This window comes from Sphingobacterium deserti (genome assembly GCF_000757725.1).
In the GTDB taxonomy this organism is placed as follows: domain Bacteria; phylum Bacteroidota; class Bacteroidia; order Sphingobacteriales; family Sphingobacteriaceae; genus Sphingobacterium; species Sphingobacterium deserti.
The window spans coordinates 118363-139606 of the sequence record NZ_JJMU01000021.1; the positions used below are offsets into that span (position 1 = coordinate 118363).

17 protein-coding genes are annotated in these 21244 nt (G+C 43.7%); 15 read left to right on the forward strand and 2 right to left on the reverse strand.

From position 1 onward, the window contains the following. Position 1: 1 nt before the first annotated feature. Complete coding sequence (locus DI53_RS06030) at positions 2-1615, reverse strand: M14 family zinc carboxypeptidase (protein WP_037496629.1); 1614 nt, start codon at positions 1613-1615, stop codon at positions 2-4. 396 nt (positions 1616-2011) lie between these two features. On the opposite strand from DI53_RS06030, the gene atpD reads away from it, so the two are divergent. From atpD to ilvA, 15 genes are all read left to right on the forward strand, one after another. Continuing rightward, positions 2012-3514: a F0F1 ATP synthase subunit beta gene (gene atpD / locus DI53_RS06035; protein ID WP_037496630.1), complete on the forward strand. Its 1503-nt coding sequence runs from the start codon at positions 2012-2014 to the stop codon at positions 3512-3514. A gap of 79 nt (positions 3515-3593) precedes the next feature. Continuing rightward, complete coding sequence (atpC, locus tag DI53_RS06040) at positions 3594-3842, forward strand: ATP synthase F1 subunit epsilon (RefSeq protein ID WP_037496632.1); 249 nt, start codon at positions 3594-3596, stop codon at positions 3840-3842. 368 nt (positions 3843-4210) lie between these two features. Then, on the forward strand, positions 4211-5101 hold the full coding sequence (gene ilvE / locus DI53_RS06045; RefSeq protein ID WP_037496634.1) for a branched-chain-amino-acid transaminase: 891 nt from the start codon (positions 4211-4213) through the stop codon (positions 5099-5101). Then, complete coding sequence (ilvD, locus tag DI53_RS06050; protein ID WP_037496637.1) at positions 5085-6785, forward strand: dihydroxy-acid dehydratase; 1701 nt, start codon at positions 5085-5087, stop codon at positions 6783-6785. Before ilvE ends, ilvD begins: the two co-directional genes overlap by 17 nt. Before the next feature lie 88 nt (positions 6786-6873). Beyond that, the gene (gene ilvB, locus DI53_RS06055) at positions 6874-8616 is read left to right on the forward strand and encodes a biosynthetic-type acetolactate synthase large subunit (protein ID WP_037496639.1); all 1743 of its coding nucleotides are present in this window, start codon (positions 6874-6876) and stop codon (positions 8614-8616) included. Positions 8617-8692: 76 nt separating this feature from the next. Then, a complete protein-coding gene (locus DI53_RS06060) occupies positions 8693-9067 on the forward strand; it encodes a four helix bundle protein (protein ID WP_037496641.1) in 375 nt (124 codons plus the stop codon). A gap of 50 nt (positions 9068-9117) precedes the next feature. Then, positions 9118-9708 carry an acetolactate synthase small subunit gene (gene ilvN, locus DI53_RS06065; protein WP_037496643.1) on the forward strand — a complete coding sequence of 197 codons (591 nt, stop codon included), beginning with the start codon at positions 9118-9120 and terminating at the stop codon, positions 9706-9708. 6 nt (positions 9709-9714) lie between these two features. Next, positions 9715-10185: a DinB family protein gene (locus DI53_RS06070; protein ID WP_037496646.1), complete on the forward strand. Its 471-nt coding sequence runs from the start codon at positions 9715-9717 to the stop codon at positions 10183-10185. 36 nt (positions 10186-10221) lie between these two features. Next, a complete protein-coding gene (ilvC, locus tag DI53_RS06075; protein WP_037496649.1) occupies positions 10222-11703 on the forward strand; it encodes a ketol-acid reductoisomerase in 1482 nt (493 codons plus the stop codon). Positions 11704-11992: 289 nt separating this feature from the next. Next, positions 11993-13390 carry a 3-isopropylmalate dehydratase large subunit gene (gene leuC, locus DI53_RS06080; RefSeq protein WP_037496652.1) on the forward strand — a complete coding sequence of 466 codons (1398 nt, stop codon included), beginning with the start codon at positions 11993-11995 and terminating at the stop codon, positions 13388-13390. A 99-nt stretch (positions 13391-13489) separates the two neighbouring features. Next, on the forward strand, positions 13490-14074 hold the full coding sequence (gene leuD, locus DI53_RS06085; RefSeq protein ID WP_037496654.1) for a 3-isopropylmalate dehydratase small subunit: 585 nt from the start codon (positions 13490-13492) through the stop codon (positions 14072-14074). Continuing rightward, complete coding sequence (locus DI53_RS06090) at positions 14074-15546, forward strand: ATP-binding cassette domain-containing protein (protein WP_193790635.1); 1473 nt, start codon at positions 14074-14076, stop codon at positions 15544-15546. The genes leuD and DI53_RS06090 overlap by 1 nt, the downstream gene beginning before the upstream one ends. 126 nt (positions 15547-15672) lie before the next feature. Then, positions 15673-16749: a 3-isopropylmalate dehydrogenase gene (leuB, locus tag DI53_RS06095; RefSeq protein WP_037496660.1), complete on the forward strand. Its 1077-nt coding sequence runs from the start codon at positions 15673-15675 to the stop codon at positions 16747-16749. Positions 16750-16984: 235 nt separating this feature from the next. Next, a complete protein-coding gene (locus tag DI53_RS06100; RefSeq protein ID WP_081939397.1) occupies positions 16985-18142 on the forward strand; it encodes a 2-isopropylmalate synthase in 1158 nt (385 codons plus the stop codon). A gap of 285 nt (positions 18143-18427) precedes the next feature. Next, positions 18428-19675 carry a threonine ammonia-lyase IlvA gene (gene ilvA, locus DI53_RS06105; protein WP_037496663.1) on the forward strand — a complete coding sequence of 416 codons (1248 nt, stop codon included), beginning with the start codon at positions 18428-18430 and terminating at the stop codon, positions 19673-19675. An 83-nt stretch (positions 19676-19758) separates the two neighbouring features. Here the strand turns inward: ilvA and DI53_RS06110 are convergent, their stop codons facing one another. Next, entirely contained in the window at positions 19759-21243 is a 1485-nt protein-coding gene (locus DI53_RS06110; RefSeq protein WP_081939398.1) for a S41 family peptidase, read from the reverse strand. Between the last annotated feature and the right edge of the window lies 1 nt (position 21244).

Sequence of the window (21244 nt, forward strand, 5' to 3'; positions counted from 1 at the left end):
TTTATAACGTAACTTTAATAGTATTCTCTCCTCCTGTAGGGCAGCCGGCCGTAATCTCAACCGTTCCTTTTCCTTGAATAAGCCAGGAGACATGCTGCACTTTTCCTGCATGAAGCGTAGGGGAAAGTTGTAAGCGCTTACCTGATAAAAATTTCTGATTTTTCTGCAGCTCACAAACCGTCTTCATCTTTGAAACATGTTTTATTTTATCGGCAATTTCCGGGTAGGTAGGCATCAGCCCGGTATTGACGATGCGCAGGTCCACCCGGAAAATATTATCGCCTAGTGCTGTTACCACGGGTTCTGGGAATTCCAGCTTAGGCATGCTGTTTAACAACGCCACAATAAATGCCGTATGTGCTTCATTATTTTTAGTTAAAAATGCTAGGGGAGGATTGTTCTTAAAAACGTCGACTACTCCCCCCACCTCAACTTCCTGATTAGGAAAATCCGGATGATTTACTTTGGTCCAAGGCAACACAGCGCCAGATACGTTGTTGACGGTAGCCCATTGTAAAAACGCATCAGCAGCTGGTGTTTTCCTGGCCTTATCACTCTGCCCGCTCGAGTCTGCAACGGAAGGCCACCATACCGGCGTAGAAAAGCTGTATTTGCCCATGTGGTAATAGGCGGCATTCGAAAAATGCCCCGCCTGAATGCTTTCCTTCGGTGCGGCACCTAAGCTAGCTGTATTATTTGAATAAAGACCGCTTACATAAGTTGAAACGGCGGCATCATTTTCGAGCCATGAGCCTATGATGCGGTCATTCGCTTTTCCTTGCTCAAACTTCTCTGGCTCGTGCAGGTTATTCCCAAAGCCATAGTGCACGACAGTAGCAATCTGCGGGTTGTCGAAAATTAAGTCGACTATGGCTCGGGTCTCGGGTTCAGAAGCTGCGTAATCGCCGCTTTCAGGTGTAAAGGCCGGGTAATTAAATGTAAAATTACGATTGATATTCACGCCGCCCTCACCGTCTTCACCAAATAGGCCGTCTTTATCGCTGTCCATTCCCTCCACATATAAATCGTACATGCCGCGCTCCCCTTTTTGTGGGTCTGCTTCAATCAGATAATTGGCGTATTCCTTATGCGTAACATATTTACCACCGATCGATCGAACGCGCATTTGCGAGATGAGGCCATCTTTATTGAGGTCTTCGGACGGGTCTTCGTTTAAACGGCCATCACGATCATTATCAATAGCACGCCCATTTCCAGAAAGCCAAACAGCTGAGGAAATATTTCGTTTATAAGCATCTGGATTTAGCATAGGTACAATCCAGATAGCATGATCTTGCAATAGCCTCGATAACGAATCTTTAGGCAAGTCGCCTATACGCTTAGCCAGCGCAACAGCACTCAATATCCCGGCAGGATGCCGGCCGTCAATACCCGCTACGATAAGTAAGGTAGGCTTCGGCTTTTGCGACTGCTGGATTTTGATGATCGGGATATTTTCTCCGCCATAACTTTTACCAATAGCTGCGGATCCTGATCCAAATTGCTGCGCTAGACTATTGATCTGGCTGCTGAGTTGCGGATAAGTGGGGTAGTCTAGCTGTGACCAACCCAGAAAAGGAAAAAAAACGAGAATGGCGAAAATGCGTATCTTCATAAATGGAGGTATAAAAATAATGTCGACTAGAAATCAGCCCTAATCTAAGCAATGCATGCCGAAAGTCATCGCAGGAATAGTAAAATTTCTTCTACAAAGACAAGCCGTGTTTCGCATACTTCTCCGTTTTCAAAATTCTACAGCAGATGCTAAATCGATAGTTCAAGCATTTCCATCATTATTGAAAACATTCTCATTAAAGCCCTTTACATTTCAGGTACAGTTCACGCAGCACACAGAAAAAAGAGCGGATTGATCGCTCTTCTATATAAAAATAAAATTATTATCACTAAGCGTTTTGCATTTAAGGAGATATAGCTTATTTTTGCCTTCCAAAATCTAGGTGTGAAAATACACTTGTTTTAAATTGATTAATAATTATTTAGTCCCTATAATATGCCCAATATTGGTAAAATAGCGCAGATTATCGGCCCCGTAGTTGACGTCAACTTCGCCGACAATGACAGTCTTCCTAAGATTTATGATGCTTTGTACATTGAGAAAGACAATGGCCAACGTATCGTGCTGGAGGTTCAACAACACTTAGGAGAGGATCGTGTTCGCACAATCGCCATGGATGCAACCGAAGGTTTGGTTCGTGGAATGAAAGTCGTTGATACAGGAGCTCCGATCAAAATGCCTATTGGTGAAGAGATCAAAGGCCGCGTTTTCAACGTGGTAGGTGACGCGATCGACGGTATCCAGAACTTGGATAAATCAAACGGTCGTCCTATCCACAATACGCCGCCAAGATTTGATGAGCTTTCCACTGAATCAGAGGTTTTATTTACAGGTATTAAAGTTATCGATTTATTAGAGCCTTATGCAAAAGGCGGTAAAATTGGTTTATTCGGTGGTGCCGGTGTAGGTAAAACCGTATTGATCCAGGAACTTATCAATAACATTGCAAAAGGTCACGGTGGTCTATCGGTATTTGCGGGTGTAGGTGAGCGTACACGTGAAGGTAATGACTTATTGCGTGAGATGTTGGAATCTGGGATCATCAAATACGGCGAGCACTTCATGGAAGGCATGGAAAAAGGCGAATGGCCGCTTGATCAAGTTGACAACGAGTTGATGAAAGATTCAAAATGTACATTTGTCTTTGGACAGATGAATGAGCCTCCTGGGGCACGTGCACGTGTTGCTCTATCTGGACTAACTGTTGCTGAGTACTTCCGTGATGGCGATGGCCAAGGCCAAGGTCGTGACGTCCTTTTCTTTATCGACAACATCTTCCGTTTCACACAAGCTGGTTCTGAAGTATCTGCACTTTTAGGACGTATGCCTTCAGCGGTAGGTTACCAACCAACACTTGCTACAGAGATGGGTTTGATGCAAGAACGTATTACATCAACTAAAAACGGATCTATCACTTCCGTTCAGGCCGTATACGTACCTGCCGATGACTTAACTGACCCTGCGCCGGCAACAACATTTGCCCACTTAGATGCAACAACGGTATTGTCACGTAAAATTGCCGAGTTAGGTATCTATCCTGCGGTCGATCCATTAGACTCTACTTCAAGAATCTTATCTCCTGCAGTATTGGGTGACGAGCACTACAACACAGCACAACGCGTAAAAGAAATTTTGCAACGTTATAAAGAACTTCAAGATATCATCGCCATCTTAGGTATGGATGAGTTATCTGAGGAAGACAAATTAACGGTTCACCGCGCACGCCGTGTACAACGTTTCTTATCGCAACCTTTCCACGTTGCAGAGCAGTTTACAGGTTTAAAAGGTGTATTGGTTGATATCAAAGATACCATCAAAGGTTTCAACATGATTATCGACGGTGAGGTAGATGAATACCCTGAAGCAGCATTCAACTTAGTAGGTGGTATCGATGACGCTATCGAAAAAGGTAAAAAACTATTAGCAGAAGCAGTTTAAAAGTATAGTGTATAGGGTATTGAGTAGTGTGAAATTCCATTACTCAATACGCATTACACACTACGCAATACATCACTAAATGAATTTAACAATCATCACACCAGATAAATTAGCATACGAAGGCGAGGTTACAGCCGTAACCGTGCCCGGAAGCGCTGGTTCCTTTCAAATTTTGAAAGACCACGCCCCTATTGTATCTACTTTAGAGGATGGAAAAGTCATTATCCAGGGAAATGATGGTCAGATTATTCTGGTCATTAAAGGCGGCGTCGTGGAAGCAAAGGACAATAACATTACCGTATTAGCTGAAGGAATTATAGAAGAATAACCGAAGAAAATACTTAAAAGAAAAGCCCTTAAGACTTCCACGTTTTAAGGGCTTTTTTTATAAGTCCTTTGCAAATTTTGCTCATTTCAGGAAGAATTTCGAGCATTTTCACAATTTAGTCAGCAGAACAAAAACATACCCGATCGCATTTTAGTCTACTAAGACAAAAATATTATTTTGATTATATATCATTTAAAAGAATAAAAAGCTTTACAAAAAGGAATTGTAGAATATTAAACTTTTTAAAAATATCCACTTTTACTATTGTAAAGAATTTTGATTAGAACTAACTTAACAAAAGTGAAATTCATCTGCATAATATCTAGGGGAAGTAACAGATTTTGACAGCAGATATAAGCAACACCATCATGCAATATTACAGTCGGGAAACGTACATCCATTTGAATGGAGATTTTGTGAAAGCGGCAGAAGCTGGCGCAGATTTCTTCGGTCAATCTCTTCATTACGGCTATGCCGCATTTGAAGGATTGCGCGCTTATAGCACGCATCATGGCATACGCATCTTTAAAGCAGAAGAACATTTTGACCGATTAAAAAAATCGTGCGACGCGATTAACCTTCCCTATCAATGGGATACGCCGGCACTAATCACAAGTACGTATGAACTGCTAAGCAAGAACAACTTACGGGCAGCCTACATAAGGCCACTGGTTTTTTCTGGACCGAATATGCATCTCACCGCGGCCAGCTCATCAAATATCATGATAGCAGCATGGGAATGGGGACCATATCTCGGACAAAACCTACTCCGCGTCTGTATCTCTGATGTAGAGCGTCCAAATCCAAAGTCCCTGCCTGTTGATGCGAAAGTCTCTGGACAATACGTGAGTTCGATATTAGCCACCAGCGACGCCATAAAAAGAGGCTTTGACGAAGCGCTACTACGTGATCAAGAGGGGTATATCGCGCAGGCATCGAGTGAGAATCTATTTATAGAGAAAGATTTTAAATTATACACACCACCCTTGGGTAATGTGTTTCCAGGTATTACACGCCAAACTGTGATTGCGCTCTGCAAAGAGCTAAATATTGATATCGTTGAGAAAAAGCTTACCGTAGCGGATATCTTATCCGCAGATAGTGCTTTCCTTTGCGGAACGGCATCAGAAATCATCGGCATCAAAGAGGTTGACGGCATTGTATACAAAGAGGACTGGGAACATACCATCGGTGCATCTATCCAACGGAAATACAAAAAATTAGTTTTAGAAGAAGAGAATTATGAAGTCATCATCTGACCAGGAAACAGCATTAAATAAATACAGCCGCATCTTTACACAAGATGAAACCCAGCCCGCTGCCAAAGCCATGTTGTATGGTATCGGGCTTACGGATGCCGATATGGATAAGGCGCAAGTGGGCATTGCGAGCATGGGCTATGATGGGAATACCTGCAACATGCACCTGAATGATCTTGCAAAGGTGGTGAAGAAAGGTGTTTGGGACAATAACCTTGTGGGGCTCACCTTTGGCACCATCGGTGTCAGCGATGGGATGAGCAACGGGACAGATGGTATGCGCTATTCATTGGTATCCAGAGATGTGATTGCAGATAGTATTGAAACCATTTGTGGCGGACAATACTACGATGGGCTTATTGCCATCCCAGGCTGTGATAAAAATATGCCAGGCGCAGTTATGGCTATGGGCAGACTAGACAGGCCAGCGATTATGGTCTATGGTGGAACGATCGCTCCAGGCCACTACAAAGGACAAGAGCTGAACATTGTTTCGGCCTTTGAGGCATTGGGCCAACGTCTTTGCGGAAATCTTTCAGACGAAGATTACGAAGGCATTATCAAACACACTTGCCCTGGCGCAGGCGCATGTGGCGGTATGTACACCGCGAATACGATGGCAGCGGCTATTGAAGCGTTAGGCATGAGCTTGCCTTATTCTTCTTCAAACCCTGCCGAATCAGAAGATAAAAAAACAGAATGTCTAGAAGCTGGGAAGTACATCCGCGTATTATTAGAAAAAGATATAAAACCTAGCGACATCATGACGCGCAAAGCATTCGAAAATGCGCTACGTGCCATCGTGATCTTGGGCGGAAGTACGAATGCTGTGCTACACTTCATCGCGATAGGAAAGTCTGTCGGTGTAGACATCTCGCAGGACGATTTCCAACGGATGTCGGATGTAACGCCAGTATTGGCCGACTTTAAACCTTCTGGCAAATATTTGATGCAAGATTTGCACCAATATGGTGGAACACCGGCGGTAATGAGATATCTATTGGATGAAGGCTTATTACACGGTGACTGTATGACTGTAACGGGCAAAACTGTTGCAGAAAACTTAGCAGACGTTAAATCGATTATCGGCTACAATCAACCGATCGTAAAGCCTTTGAGCAACCCGATCAAAGCAACGGGCCACTTACAGATCTTGTACGGAAACTTGGCAGAGAAAGGATCGGTCGCTAAGATCTCTGGAAAAGAAGGCGAGAAATTCACAGGTCCGGCGCGTGTATTTGATGGCGAGCACGAGCTCGTTGAAGGTGTCGCAACCGGACGTATAAAACCTGGAGATGTCGTGGTAATCAAAAACTCCGGGCCCAAAGGGGCGCCGGGCATGCCGGAAATGTTGAAACCGACTTCCCTAATTATCGGCGCCGGTTTAGGAAACTCCGTTGCACTTATTACAGATGGGCGCTTCTCAGGTGGAACACACGGGTTTGTGGTGGGGCACATCACGCCAGAAGCATATTCAGGCGGCTTAATCGGTTTGGTAGAGGATAACGACATCATTGAGATCGACGCCGTGAACAACTCCCTTCACCTTGATGTAAGCGATGCTATCGTTGCAGAGCGACGAGCCAAATGGATGCAGCCCGCATTAAAGGTTAGCAAAGGCGTGCTTTATAAATATGCAAAAACCGTAGCAGATGCTTCGGAAGGCTGCGTGACCGATCAATAGAGAATTAAAAGGGAAAATTTAGAAATTAAAAAGGTAGGACGTCAACCAATATGTTGACATTTTACTTTTGACTTTTGACTTGAAAAACATGAGTACACTGGAAAAAATGGAAGTAAAGCTTGAGGAGCAGACGGCAGAGCAGACAACATTAAGTGGTTCGCAAGCGGTCTTAGAAGCTTTAATCCACGAGGGCGTAGATACCATATTTGGTTATCCGGGTGGTGCTATTATGCCAATTTACGATGCGTTGTACGATTACAACGAAAAACTGACGCATATTCTAGTCCGTCATGAGCAAGGAGGAATCCACGCGGCGCAAGGCTATGCCCGTACTTCTGGACGCGTCGGCGTGGCTTTCGCAACGAGCGGCCCGGGCGCAACAAACCTGGTCACCGGCCTTGCCGATGCCATGATCGATAGCAACCCTATCGTCTGCGTCACCGGCCAGGTATTCGCTTCATTGCTCGGTACCGATGCCTTTCAGGAGACAGATATCATTAACATCACGACACCTGTTACCAAATGGAACTATCAGGTAACGGATGCTACGGAAATTCCAAGTGTACTGGCGAAGGCCTTCCACATCGCGCAAACCGGTAGACCGGGGCCTGTATTAATCGATATTACGAAAAGTGCACAGTTACAACTCTTCGAATATGAAGGTTACACAAAATGCGACCATATTCGCAGCTATCGACCAAAACCGATTGTTCGCCAAGAGTATATAGCGCAGGCGGCTGAACTGATCAACCAAGCGAAAAAACCGTTTGTCATTTTTGGACAGGGAATTATTTTAGGACGAGCTGAGCAGGATCTTAAAAACTTTATTGAGAAAGGCGGTTTCCCAGCAGCAACAACCGTTATGGGGTTAAGCGCGTTAGAAACGAATCATCCGCAACACGTGGGTATGCTCGGTATGCATGGTAATTATGCGCCCAACGTGATGACTAACGAATGTGACGTATTGATTGCTATCGGTATGCGTTTCGACGACCGCGTTACCGGCCGATTGGATAAATATGCGAAACAGGCGAAAGTTGTTCACTTGGATATAGACCCAGCTGAAATCGATAAAAACGTAAAAGCAACAGTTCCGGTATGGGGCGACTGTAAAGAGACGCTCCCTTTACTAACAGAACTGCTGCAAGAAAATGATCATAGCGCATGGTTAGCACAGTTTCGCGAGCTGGAAAAGGAGGAAATTAAAGAAGTCATCCACAATGAGTTGAACCCAACCTCGGATGTGATGACGATGGGCGAAGTCGTTCGTGTATTGAATGAATTGAGCGGCGGTGACGCTATTATTGTTACCGATGTAGGCCAACACCAGATGGTCGCTTGTCGGTATGCACAATTTAACAACTCGAAATCTAATGTGACCTCAGGCGGCTTAGGCACGATGGGATTTGGTTTGCCTGCAGCTATCGGCGCTTGGTATGGTGCTCCTCACCGCGACGTCGTAGCCATTATCGGCGACGGCGGGATACAAATGACCATTCAAGAGCTCGGTACCATCATGCAATTCGGTGCAAAGGTGAAAATCTTAATTCTGAACAATGAATTTTTGGGAATGGTAAGGCAATGGCAGCAATTGTTTCACGACAAACGCTATTCATTTGTCAACATCACAAGCCCAGACTTTGTAGCCGTAGCCAAAGGCTATTATATCGAAGGCAACAAAATCTCCGAACGTAAAGATCTACAGACTGCCGTAAAAACAATGCTAGATCATGACGGTGCTTATCTACTCGAGGTAATGGTCGGAAAAGAAAACAACGTTTTCCCGATGGTTGCACAAGGGACAAGCGTATCGGAGATAAGACTAAAGTAAAAAGGCAAAAAAAGTGATAAGTCAAAATTAAAAAGTTAAAAGGGATAAATCGAAAGAGATAAGTAAAAACAAGGAGATGGCAACTGGTGATAACAAAGTATTTGATATTAAAGAGCGAACATTTTTATTCGCTAAAGAGGTCATTTTCTTTGTAAAAACGGTTAAGATTGAACGGGTTTTCATGTCTCTTTTTGATCAACTTGTTCGAAGTGCCACTTCGGTAGGCGCAAATGTTGCTGAAGGCAAATCGGGTTCATCTAGAAACGACTTCCTAAAATTTCACATCATCGCCTTGAAATCTGCCAACGAAGCGACGTATTGGCTGAGTTTGATAAAGGACACGTTAGAAGTTCAGGAAAAAAAAGTTGATGAATTGATCGAGGAAATGGAAGAAATAACAAAGATTTTGGCGACGATTATTTTGAAGAACAAAGCCGCTTCAACCTTGTAAACTTCAGCTTCTTTTTGACTTTTTAATTTTGAATTTTAAATTTTTAAAAAATGGAAAAACAAGAATATACCATCACCTTATACACAGAAAACTCTATCGGTATGATAGGGCGTATCTCGGGTATTTTTTCCAGACGGAAAATCAACATTGAGAGCCTAAACACATCGCCTTCCGAGGTTGAAAATATACATCGTTTCACTATTTTGATCACGGAATCGGAAGAAGTGGTGCGTAAACTGTGTAGGCAAATCGAAAAACAAGTCGAGGTGCTTAAAGCATATTACAATACAGACGAAGAGCTAATCTGGCAGGAACAGGCATTGTATAAAGTGCCGACAGATATTATCGCAGAAAAAGCTCCGGTAGAGCGTTTGTTGCGCGAGTACGGTGCCTCCGCTGTGGTAATCCGTAACGATTACACTGTTTTTGAAACAGCAGGGCATCGCGAAGAAATTGATAAGCTAACGGCTGAATTGACTAAGTACCGGCTGATCGAATTTGTTCGTGGCGCGCGCATCGCCATTATCAAAGACAGCGCTGGATTCCATTCTAAGCTTAAGCAGTTCGAACGCGAAGAACCGGCTCCAGAGGTCGTTGAAAACGAGTTTTTAGACCAAGGCGATAACGTTTTTACAATGTAATAGGACATGGACAACGTTTTTAATTTCATCATAGACGCGCGTCAAGCCTTTATCGAATTGATCGATAGCTTATCAGTGGAACAGCTTAATCAAATACCAGAAGGATTCAATAATAACATCATCTGGAACTTTGGACATATTGTGGTAAGCACGCAAGGCCTTTGCTACGCACGTACAGGCATCAAATCTGATACGTCCTTCATCAAATATCTATCAGCTTACGCCAAAGGCACGAAGCCTACGTATATAGTAGATGCCGAGGAAATTGCAGACCTACGGGCTCTTGCATTATCGACCATCCAACACATTCATGCGGATTATGATAAAGGCGTTTTCAACGCGATCACACCGTTTGAAACATCCACGTATAAGACTAGTCTCAACAGTATTGAAGAAGTGCTAATCACCACGGTCGGACATGACAACCTTCATTTCGGTTATGCATTAGCACAACGTCGTTCATTAAACAATCAGTAATCAACCTCCAAAAACAAAAAAATTAATACTAAAACAATGGCAAATTATTTCAACACATTACCGCTTAGAGAACAACTAGAACAGTTGAGTCATGCAGAATTTATGGAAACCGCAGAATTCGCAGATGGCGTAAACGCTTTAAAAGGTAAAAAAATCGTAATTGTAGGTGCTGGTGCACAAGGCTTGAACCAAGGTTTAAACTTGAGAGATAGCGGACTGGATATTTCCTACGCGCTACGTAAAGAAGCTATTGAACAAAAAAGAGATTCTTGGAAGAATGCGACAGATAATAACTTTACTGTTGGCACATACGATGAATTGATCCCTACGGCAGATCTTGTGATCAATTTGACACCAGATAAACAACACACCGCCGTAATTAATGCTGTCATGCCTTTAATGAAACAAGGTGCTGCGCTTTCTTATTCTCACGGTTTCAACATCGTTGAAGAAGGTATGCAAATCCGTAAGGATATCACCGTTTTGATGGTAGCTCCTAAATGTCCAGGATCGGAAGTTCGTGCGGAATATTTAAGAGGATTTGGTGTACCGACCTTAATCGCTGTACACCCAGAAAACGATCCGGAAGGAAAAGGATGGCCATATGCAAAAGCCTATTGTGTAGGAACAGGCGGGCACCATGCCGGTGTATTGAAATCGTCATTCGTCGCGGAAGTAAAATCGGATTTAATGGGCGAGCAAACGATCCTTTGTGGGTTGTTGCAGACTGGTTCAATCCTATCATTTGATAAAATGGTGGAGAAAGGAATTGATGCTGGCTATGCTTCAAAACTGGTACAATATGGTGTAGAGGTAATCACGGAAGCCTTAAAACACGGTGGTGTAAGCGGTATGCTTGATCGTTTATCAAACCCTGCAAAAATCAAAGCGTTCCAAATCTCCGAGGAATTAAAAGATATCATGCGCCCGCTATTCCAAAAACACCAGGATGATATTATGTCGGGTGAGTTCAGCAAAACCATGATGGAAGACTGGGCAAACGGCGATGTAAACCTATTGAAATGGAGAGCAGAAACGGGAGAAACAGCCTTTGAAAAAACGCCAGCTGGCGATGTGAAGATTGGTGATCAAGAATACTTCGATAACTATCTTCTAATGGTGGCTTTCGTAAGAGCTGGTGTAGAGTTAGCTTTCGAAACGATGGTAGAAGCAGGCATCAAACCAGAATCTGCTTACTACGAGTCCCTGCACGAAACGCCGTTGATCGCCAATACCATCGCTCGTAAGAAACTATTCGAAATGAACCGAGTGATTTCTGATACAGCAGAATACGGCTGCTACTTATTTGATCAAGCTTGTAAGCCGTTGTTGGCCGACTTCATGAAAAAAGTGGATACAGATTTAGTGGGCAAAAACTTCAACGAAGGTAAAGATGGATCGGTAGACAATGTACAATTGGTGCAGGTAAACGAAATTTTACGCAGCCATCCCGTAGAGATTGTTGGGGTGAAGCTACGTAAAGCGATGACGGCAATGAAAGCCATTAAAACTGCTTAATTTTTCGTAATTTAGACGACCAAAAAGGGGTTGTTGAAAAGGGTAATGGAAGCCGAAAATGCGTCATTGCGAGGAAGCATGACGAAGCAATCTGCATTTTAATAAACGTAAGATTGCTTCGTCGTCGTTCCTCCTTCTCGCAATGACGTTCATATTTCACACTACTATACAAGACACTCCTCATAAATAAAAGCCTTCCTGAAAGAGCTGAATCAGGAAGCAGGAAAGACAGCCAAATGGACTTTCTTATTTAAAATAATACTTTTCAGCAATAATAGAGAAAGAGAAAATGGGAAAAACATTAGTAGAGAAGATTTGGGATGCACACGTTGTGAAGCGTGAAGAGGGCTTCCCCGACATCCTGTACATCGACACACACCTTATCCACGAAGTAACCTCCCCGCAGGCCTTTGATGGCTTACGGAAGCGTGGTTTGCCGGTATTACGTCCGTCGCAGACGGTCGCAACAGCGGATCACAACGTGCCTACGCTCAACCAGCATCTTCCGATCAAGGAAGAGTTGTCGCGCTATCAAGTGGATATGCTAACGAGAAACACCGCGGAATTTGGGGTGGAGCTATATGGTTTGGGACATCCTTACCAAGGCATTGTGCATGTTATCGGGCCGGAACTGGGTATCACCCAGCCCGGAAAAACGATGGTCTGTGGCGACAGCCACACATCTACGCACGGCGCTTTCGGAGCTATTGCTTTCGGTATCGGAACATCACAGGTTGAACAGGTCTTTGCCACGCAATGCTTATTGCAACAAAAGCCGAAAACCATGAAGATTGAGGTAAACGGTGCACTTGCAGCAGGGGTTGGCGCAAAAGATATCATCCTCTACATTATTTCTAAAATATCCGCAGCTGGAGGGACTGGGTACTTTGTGGAGTATGCCGGCTCTGCTATTCGCGCACTAAGCATGGAAGGTCGCATGACCATCTGTAACATGAGTATAGAAATGGGTGCCCGTGGTGGACTTATCGCTCCAGATCAAACGACGTTTGACTATATGGAAGGCCGCGAGTTTGCGCCTAAAGGAGAAGACTGGGATAAAGCATTGGCGTATTGGAAAACGTTATACTCCGACGAAGACGCGGCGTTTGACGCCGTTCTCGAATATGATGCGGCAGACATACAGCCGATGATTACCTACGGCACAAACCCGGGAATGGGCATCGGTATTACAGAACATATTCCGACAACAACTTCACAACCGGAAAGCGAACGCCCATCTTACCAAAAAGCAATCGATTACATGGGCTTTGAGGACGGCGAGTCTGTACTTGGTAAAAACGTCGATTACGTTTTTATTGGTAGCTGTACCAACTCTCGTATAGAAGATCTAAGAGAAGTTGCTGCCTTTGTACAAGGTAGACAAAAGGCAGAAAACGTAGAGGTGTGGATTGTACCAGGCTCGAAACAGGTAGAGGCACAAGCCAAAGAAGAAGGAATTGATAAAATCTTCGAGCAAGCAGGCTTCGCACTGCGCGAACCAGGTTGTTCAGCGTGCTTGGGCATGAATGAAGACAAAATCCCAGCCGGTAAATACTGCGTGTCTACATCGAATAGAAATTTCGAAGGCCGTCAAGGTCCAAATGCGCGCACCATGCTAGCCAGTCCATTGACTGCTGCCGCCGCCGCCGTGACAGGTAAGATTGTTGATATCAGACAGTTAATTTAAAAGATGAGAAGATAGCATCAAGTGTGCTATTCTCACTTTTTTTAATTTTTCGACTTATCACTTTTTTTACTTTTTAATTTTGACTTTTAAATTTTCTAAATGAAAAAATTTGAAAAATTAACGTCTCAAGTGGTGCCATTACCGATTGAGAATATAGATACAGACCAGATCATTCCTGCACGTTTCCTGAAGGCAACAACACGGGAGGGCTTTGGTGATAATTTATTCCGCGACTGGAGATTTGATAGCGATAACCATCCCAAAGCGGATTTTGTGATGAATAATTCTACGTTCTCGGGTAAGATTTTAGTAGCTGGAAAGAATTTCGGCTGCGGATCGAGTCGCGAACACGCCGCTTGGGCTATCCAAGATTACGGATTCGATGTAGTCATCAGCTCCTTCTTTGCTGATATCTTCAAAGGAAATGCGCTGAATAACGGTGTACTACCCATTCAAGTGCCTGAAGAATTTTTACAGCGAATCTTCACGGTCGTATTTGCAAATCCGACAAGTACCGTTTCTGTGAATTTGGAAACGCAAATGGTAAGTATAGACGAAACAGGAGAGAATTATTCCTTTGAGATAAATGCGTATAAAAAGTCTTGCCTCATCAATGGGTATGATGATATTGATTTTATCTTAAGCCACAAGAATCAAATCGAAGAATTCGAAAAAAATAGATAATGGCAAACCCCATCGTCCATATCGCCAATTTGAATCTGCAATATGCCGGAACAACCGTGCTGTGCGATCTTAACTGGCGTATATATCCGGGTGAGCATTGGATTATCGGCGGCAAAAGTGGCAGCGGCAAATCTTCATTGGCCAAAGCGATGGTGAAGCAGGAGAAAGCGTCAGGGGAAATTATCTTCCGCTTTGATCAAAGTAATCCCATGCTCGCACAAGCATACTATGTTGCGAACTGGTATCAATTTGCAAACCTCGAGGGCGATCGAAATTTTTACTACCAGCAACGCTACAATAAGCAGCAACGAAACGATACATTGACCGTTTACGCCGACTTGATCCACTTCGGCAAAAAACAACAGCTAGACTTCCGAGATGCAGAACCCATTCTAGAAGCATTGGGGTTTGGAAATTGCCGTGAGACGCAACTTATTGAGCTTTCCAGTGGCGAACACAAGAAGCTGCAACTGGTGCAAGCTCTGTGGCTACGGCCCCAGCTGCTTATCTTGGACGAGCCTTATACCGGTCTAGACAAACGCTCCCGTGAAAATTTTAATAGCCTATTGGATGATATGGCCAATGCAGGAACCACACTTGTCCTCATTAGCAACGACCGTAACATTCCCGATGCTATAAACCGTTTTGCACATATCGAAAACGGGCAGCTTCATGCCGTATCACACTTGGACGAAATTAAACAAGATGAGCAAAGGCAACGAAAACCCTTCCCCTACTTTCTGCAGCAAGCGCCGCTCGTGGATCATGATACCATGGTTGAACTGCGTAACGTATCGGTTCGCTATGGTGAAAAAGAAGTCCTAAAGAACATTAGTTGGCAGGTAAAAGCCGGTGAAAAGTGGCTGCTGCAAGGACCAAATGGTTCTGGCAAATCCACTTTGCTTAGTTTGTTAAATGGAGATCATCCACAGGCATACGCCACCGATATCTTCCTATTTGGTAAAAAGCGAGGCTCGGGAGAAAGCATCTGGGACATCAAACAAAAAATAGGCATTATCTCGCCGGAACTGCATTGGTATTTTGACAAAAATGCAACGGTATGGCATGCCATAGCATCCGGCTTTTATGACAGCGTCGGATGGTTTATACAAGTTAAGTACGAGGAGAAGAAACAGATAGAACAGCTATTGGATTTTTTCGATCTGCTACAGGATAAAGATAAGCTATTACACACCTTGCCGTTAGGAAAACAGCGTTTGGCTCTTCTAGCGCGAACGATTATAAAAAACCCACAGCTTTTGATTTTGGATGAGCCCTGCCAAGGTTTAGACAGGTCGCAAACCGCACATTTCAACGCGGTGTTGGACGAGCTCAGCGGCTATGGGAAAACGCTAATCTATGTTGGACATTATGAGTCGCAGCTTCCTGCCTGCCTGGATAATAGATTGGTACTGGAAAAAGGCGAAGTGGTAATTTCCGAACGACGGGAGAAAAACAGCATAGCAGGTTAATTACTGGCGCTGAAAGCACTGCGATTAGTTTAAGAATTAGAAAACGAAGTAAATATAATAGGTAAAGTAAAAGAGCAGGTTATATCCTGCAAACGCCACGGCGGTTTTACTTTTCAAGTAAACAAGATGAAGAAAAACATTTTAATTATACCGGGCGATGGCATCGGACAGGAAGTCACCACATGGGGCAAGCAGGTTTTAGAGACGGTAGCACAGGCGTATGGCCATGAATTTAGCTTTGATGAGGCGATCATGGGACACACCGCGATTGAGGCTACTGGGAATCCATTGCCTGATGAAACCCTAGAAAAAGCAAAAGCTTCGGATGCCATTCTTTTCGGTGCGATTGGCCACGCGAAATACGACAATGATCCATCTGCAAAGGTACGCCCCGAGCAAGGTTTATTAAAAATACGTAAAGAGTTGGGTTTATATGCAAATTTAAGACCTATCCTTCTTTTCGACGAGCTTTTGGATGCATCCAGCTTAAAACCAGAGGTGCTACGTGGAACAGATATTTTATTCTTCAGGGAACTAACAGGTGATGTATATTTCGGCGAGAAAAACCGGAATGAAGACAATACGTTTGCTTCCGACTTGATGAACTATCACCGCTACGAGGTAGAGCGCATTACGCGTAAAGCGTATGATGCTGCGCGCACACGTAATAAGCGGCTGTGCTCGGTAGACAAAGCAAACGTACTAGAAACATCAAGACTATGGCGCGAAGTTGTGCAAGAGATCGCAAAAGAATACCCAGATGTAGAAACCGAGCACATGTTTATCGACAATGCAGCGATGCAATTGGTGAAGAACCCTAAAAAGTTTGATGTTGTCCTTACCGCCAATCTTTTCGGTGATATCCTTACTGATGAGGCTTCGCAAATTGCCGGATCAATGGGTATGCTCGCTTCGGCGTCTATAGGTGATGGCACAGGATTTTTTGAGCCTATTCACGGTTCTGCGCATGATATTGCCGGACAGAATAAAGCAAATCCATTAGCCTCTATCTTATCTGTAGCGTTAATGCTGGATATCGCATTCGGATTACAGGATGAAGCAAAAGCTGTAACGAATGCCGTAGCCGAAACATTGAAAGCCGGCTGGAGAACAGGCGACATTGCAAATGCCGAAACAGCAGCAGATAAGATCTTAGGGACAAATGAGATGGGTGCGAAAGTGCTGTCTTTTTTTAAAAAATAATACGATAAAAACTATGTAAGTCATATTCAACAATTGATTTGTTACTTTAATGAGATTTTAACTTGTCAATTTTAACTTTCGACATAATAATTTTGAATTTTAACTTTTGACTTGTTACTTTTAACTTATCACTTTTGACTTATCACTTTTAAATTTTAAATTTTGACTTGTCACTTCTAACTTATCACTTTTGACTTTTTAATTTTTAATTTTAACTTTTTAATTTTTAACAGTTATGCTACACGATCCGAATCACTTATATATTTTCGACACCACGCTTCGTGATGGCGAACAAGTACCAGGATGTCAGTTAACCACACCGGAAAAAATCGAGATAGCGAAAGATCTGGAATCACTTGGTGTAGATATTATTGAAGCCGGGTTTCCGGTGTCCAGCCCTGGCGACTTTCAATCTGTTGTCGAACTTTCAAAGGCTGTAGAAAATGTAATCATCTGCGCACTTACCCGTGCGCATAAAAACGATATTGATGTTGCCGCTGATGCGCTGAAGTTTGCAAAACGTCCGCGTATACACACCGGGATTGGCGCATCAGACATGCACATCAAATATAAATTCAACTCCACTCGTGAGGAAATCCTAGAACGCGCAGTTGCGGCCGTCAAACATGCGAAATCGTATGTAGAAGATATAGAGTTCTACGCGGAAGACGCGGGCCGGGCTGATTTAGCCTACCTTGCACAGATGGTCGAAGCCGTAATTGCTGCAGGTGCTACTGTAGTCAATATTCCAGACACAAATGGTTATTGCATGCCTGACCAATATGGCGCGAAGATCGCCTATCTTAAGGAACATGTCCGCAATATCGATCAAGCTATTATTTCAGCACATTGCCATAACGACTTGGGCTTGGCAACAGCCAACTCCATAGCTGCTGTTCAAAATGGTGCGCGCCAAGTAGAGTGTACGATCAACGGGATTGGCGAACGCGCGGGCAACACATCGTTGGAAGAAGTGGCTATGATCCTAAAAGTCCATCAGCAACAGTTCCCAGGGCTCTCATCCAACATCAACAGCAAACTGTTTACGACTATCTCGCAAAAAGTAAGCTCCATGATGCGTATGCCAGTACAACCGAACAAAGCCATCGTTGGAAAAAATGCCTTTGCACACAGCTCCGGAATTCACCAAGACGGGTTCTTAAAGCACCGGGAAAACTACGAAATTATTCGTCCAGAGGATGTAGGCTTGGACGAAGCCGGTATTATTTTAACTGCCCGCTCCGGACGCCATGCCTTGAAACACCATTTAGAGCGACTAGGGTATCAAGTCGATAAAGACGAGCTTGCAGCGATCTATGAAAAGTTTTTGGTCATTGCCGATGCTAAAAAAGATCTATGTGATGAGGATTTAAATGCATTAATGCAGTCGTAAACGAAAATTATATAAGCTGTCTAAAAAGTGATTAATTTTCGTTCAAGGTGAGAAGAGGGGACGACGAAGCAATCTTACAAAATCAAAATGCAGATTGCCTCGTCATACTTCCTCGCAATGACGAATTTTGACGTTCATGGATTAGCTTTTTTGGACAAGCCCTTATAATGTCATATGAAGTAAAAGCGCTAAAACAATATCGGTAAGGGTTTCCTAATCAGTAAATGTTTCTGAATTCTCTCTTATCCTTTTTGAATTTTTACTCTTTACTTTTTAATTTTTAAAATGGACCTTTCAACCCTAACTATAGACTCGCAACAGGCTGCGGAACGCATCAAAGAGGTGGTCTATCGCACACCATTACAATATAACCTACATCTATCTGAAAAATACGATGCAGATATCTACTTAAAGCGTGAAGACCTACAAGTCGTGCGATCGTATAAATTACGAGGTGCCTATAACAAAATTGTGAGTCTTTCCGAAGAAGAGCGAAGCAAAGGTGTTACCTGTGCCAGCGCGGGCAATCATGCGCAGGGTGTAGCGCTTTCCTGCAAAAAACTGAACATCAAAGGGGTAATTTTTATGCCGGGCCCTACGCCACGTCAAAAAATCACGCAGACAGAAATGTGGGGAAATGGCAACATTGAAATTGTGCTGACAGGTGATACCTTTGATGATTGTCAAAAGGCAGCATTGGATTATAGCCAAGAGCACGGCATGACTTTCATTCCCCCTTTTGATGATATAAAGGTTATTGAAGGACAGGGAACGGTTGCCGTAGAAATTTTGGAAGACCTACCTGATCTGGATGCTATTTTTCTTCCGATAGGCGGTGGTGGCCTCTCATCCGGCGTAAGCTATCATATGAAGAAATTTGCTCCGCAAGTAAAGTTATATGGCGTTGAACCTGAAGGAGCGCCATCCATGCTGGCCGCTTTAAAAAATGGTGGTCCTATTGAGCTGGAGCAGATCAACAAATTTGTGGATGGCGCCGCTGTCAAAAAAATCGGCGCGCTGACTTACGCAATCAGTAGCGAGCTATTGGATAGTGTCAAACCTATTCCAGAAGGGAAAATTTGCACCACCATTCTGCAACTTTATAATAAAGATGCAATAGTAGCTGAACCCGCCGGTGCCCTGTCTATCGCCGCTTTGGAATTTCATAAGGAAGAGATCAAGGGAAAAAAAGTCGTGTGTGTCGTTTCAGGCGGAAATAATGATATTGACCGGATGAGTGAGATCAAAGAGATGTCATTGCTTTATGAAGGGTTTAAGCATTATTTTATTGTACGCTTCCCGCAGCGTCCCGGTGCCCTGCGACTGCTCGTTACGGAAGTACTCGGCCCTAAAGATGATATCACGCGATTCGAATATATCAAAAAGACAGAACGTGAGCGAGGCCCGGCCTTGATCGGCATCGAGCTTAATGATCCGAAAGATTATACCAGTTTCATCGAGCGAATGAAAGCCTATAAATTTGATTTTATCGAAATCAATAAGGATCAGACACTCTTTGAGTATTTGGTTTAGGAACTCGCAAAAACACATGCCCCCGAAAAACTTAAATTTTCCGGGGGCATTTTATTCGGAAGCTTTTATTCCGTCAAACCGCTCTACTCCTTTTCCTTTATTAGATTCTTTTCGACCGGTTTATTAATAACATTCAACTTTCTTCGCGTTATAGTTGTTGATGCCGCCCCTCTGGAAACCGACGACCTATTTAATGTAGACATACTTCCAACGCCGTTGGACAGTCCAATAGCGTGGGCAATCATGCCCTCGCGAGGATCTCCGAAGTTGCGAGCGAGATCATTGTAAACATTAGGTACATCGGCGTTAAGACCATCCCAATAATCGGTCTCTCCTCTACTGTTTAACGTCTTGAAAGATGCCGCCCAAAGGGTGGTTTCACCCCCCATTATTTCCTGCCCGAAAAAGCCAACAGGTTTACCAAATGTACGGTTGTCATCCGCAATCAGGACAACGTTCATATGTGGCTTCAAGACATTGATCAAGAGCTCCGCTGCTGAAGCCGTCGTCTCTGTAACCAGAAAGTACACGGTTTGCAATTCCAGGTTATTCTTTCGAGCGAAATTAACCGGTCTAAAATCATATCCATCCGCTGCCCTTACAGTATAGGGTTGTAAATTTGCGTTCACCTCATAGGTAAACATCCGCGCTCCATTACCAGTGGCAGATATAATTTTGTCGGCCAGATATTGTGCTGTGTTTACATAGCCTCCAGTATTATAGCGTATATCCACAATAAGATCTTTAATACCAGCTGTTTCGAAACGTTGAAAGATCCGCTGGAAATCCTGGTAATTTTGATTTGCCGATGTCACCTCTTCAAAAGAAGAAAAGGCCAAATAACCGATGTTTTTTGTACCACTATAAACCGTATCAGCAAGGATAGGCTTGATCTCATAGGTTTCATTTGCCAAGTTGTAGTCATGTTCTTCCCCATTTAGCAGACGCATTCTCGCGCGCATGCTAGGTGCATTTAGCGCTGCATCAATTCTCCCAGGAAGTGCCCCCCGAACATAGCAAGGCCTATTCTCACCAGTACCCGGGCAGTCATAAGGTGCTGTCATATTCTCATCGCCATTTAACGATAATAATATGGCTCCGCGTGTTATTCCAGCCCGCTGCGCAGGCGATCCCCCTTCTACTAAATACAGAACAGGCTCGGCTGTGGTCTCCGAAATTGTGCGCCAACCAACATACATGCCATAGCCATCATTCGTATCCATCCGCAGCCCAACGCTGCTGCTTAGCTGAGAGCCTTCCCCACTTCCTTCCAAAAAAGAAAAGCGGTCTATACTTCCGTTATATCCTGCGTGAAAAGGCGTTAATCCCTTCAGCGCATTCAACAGATTATCGTTCGAAGTATAACTAGCCGTGAATGTTCTAAGAACGCTATTGTCCGGCACATATTCCGTCCACAAAGACTGTAAATTATAGTAATAATAGATACTATCGCGTATCAGTTCCTCTTTGGTATCAACAGGTTCAGGGGTTGGCGGATCCAGATCCTTCTTACACCCCATCGCAAGTCCGATGCAAAGCATGAAGACAAAATATTTACCTATTTTCATG

Excerpts from the sequence above, each read along its gene's own strand:
- atpC (WP_037496632.1), top strand. The coding sequence starts at position 3,594 with ATGAATTTAACAATCATCACACCAGATAAATTAGCATACGAAGGCGAG.
- DI53_RS06030 (WP_037496629.1), bottom strand. The coding sequence starts at position 1,615 with ATGAAGATACGCATTTTCGCCATTCTCGTTTTTTTTCCTTTTCTGGGT.
- ilvC (WP_037496649.1), top strand. The coding sequence starts at position 10,222 with ATGGCAAATTATTTCAACACATTACCGCTTAGAGAACAACTAGAACAG.
- ilvE (WP_037496634.1), top strand. The coding sequence starts at position 4,211 with ATGCAATATTACAGTCGGGAAACGTACATCCATTTGAATGGAGATTTT.
- ilvN (WP_037496643.1), top strand. The coding sequence starts at position 9,118 with ATGGAAAAACAAGAATATACCATCACCTTATACACAGAAAACTCTATC.
- DI53_RS06070 (WP_037496646.1), top strand. The coding sequence starts at position 9,715 with ATGGACAACGTTTTTAATTTCATCATAGACGCGCGTCAAGCCTTTATC.
- DI53_RS06090 (WP_193790635.1), top strand. The coding sequence starts at position 14,074 with ATGGCAAACCCCATCGTCCATATCGCCAATTTGAATCTGCAATATGCC.
- leuB (WP_037496660.1), top strand. The coding sequence starts at position 15,673 with ATGAAGAAAAACATTTTAATTATACCGGGCGATGGCATCGGACAGGAA.
- DI53_RS06110 (WP_081939398.1), bottom strand. The coding sequence starts at position 21,243 with ATGAAAATAGGTAAATATTTTGTCTTCATGCTTTGCATCGGACTTGCG.
- ilvA (WP_037496663.1), top strand. The coding sequence starts at position 18,428 with ATGGACCTTTCAACCCTAACTATAGACTCGCAACAGGCTGCGGAACGC.
- atpD (WP_037496630.1), top strand. The coding sequence starts at position 2,012 with ATGCCCAATATTGGTAAAATAGCGCAGATTATCGGCCCCGTAGTTGAC.
- DI53_RS06060 (WP_037496641.1), top strand. The coding sequence starts at position 8,693 with ATGGCAACTGGTGATAACAAAGTATTTGATATTAAAGAGCGAACATTT.
- ilvD (WP_037496637.1), top strand. The coding sequence starts at position 5,085 with ATGAAGTCATCATCTGACCAGGAAACAGCATTAAATAAATACAGCCGC.
- DI53_RS06100 (WP_081939397.1), top strand. The coding sequence starts at position 16,985 with ATGCTACACGATCCGAATCACTTATATATTTTCGACACCACGCTTCGT.
- ilvB (WP_037496639.1), top strand. The coding sequence starts at position 6,874 with ATGAGTACACTGGAAAAAATGGAAGTAAAGCTTGAGGAGCAGACGGCA.
- leuC (WP_037496652.1), top strand. The coding sequence starts at position 11,993 with ATGGGAAAAACATTAGTAGAGAAGATTTGGGATGCACACGTTGTGAAG.
- leuD (WP_037496654.1), top strand. The coding sequence starts at position 13,490 with ATGAAAAAATTTGAAAAATTAACGTCTCAAGTGGTGCCATTACCGATT.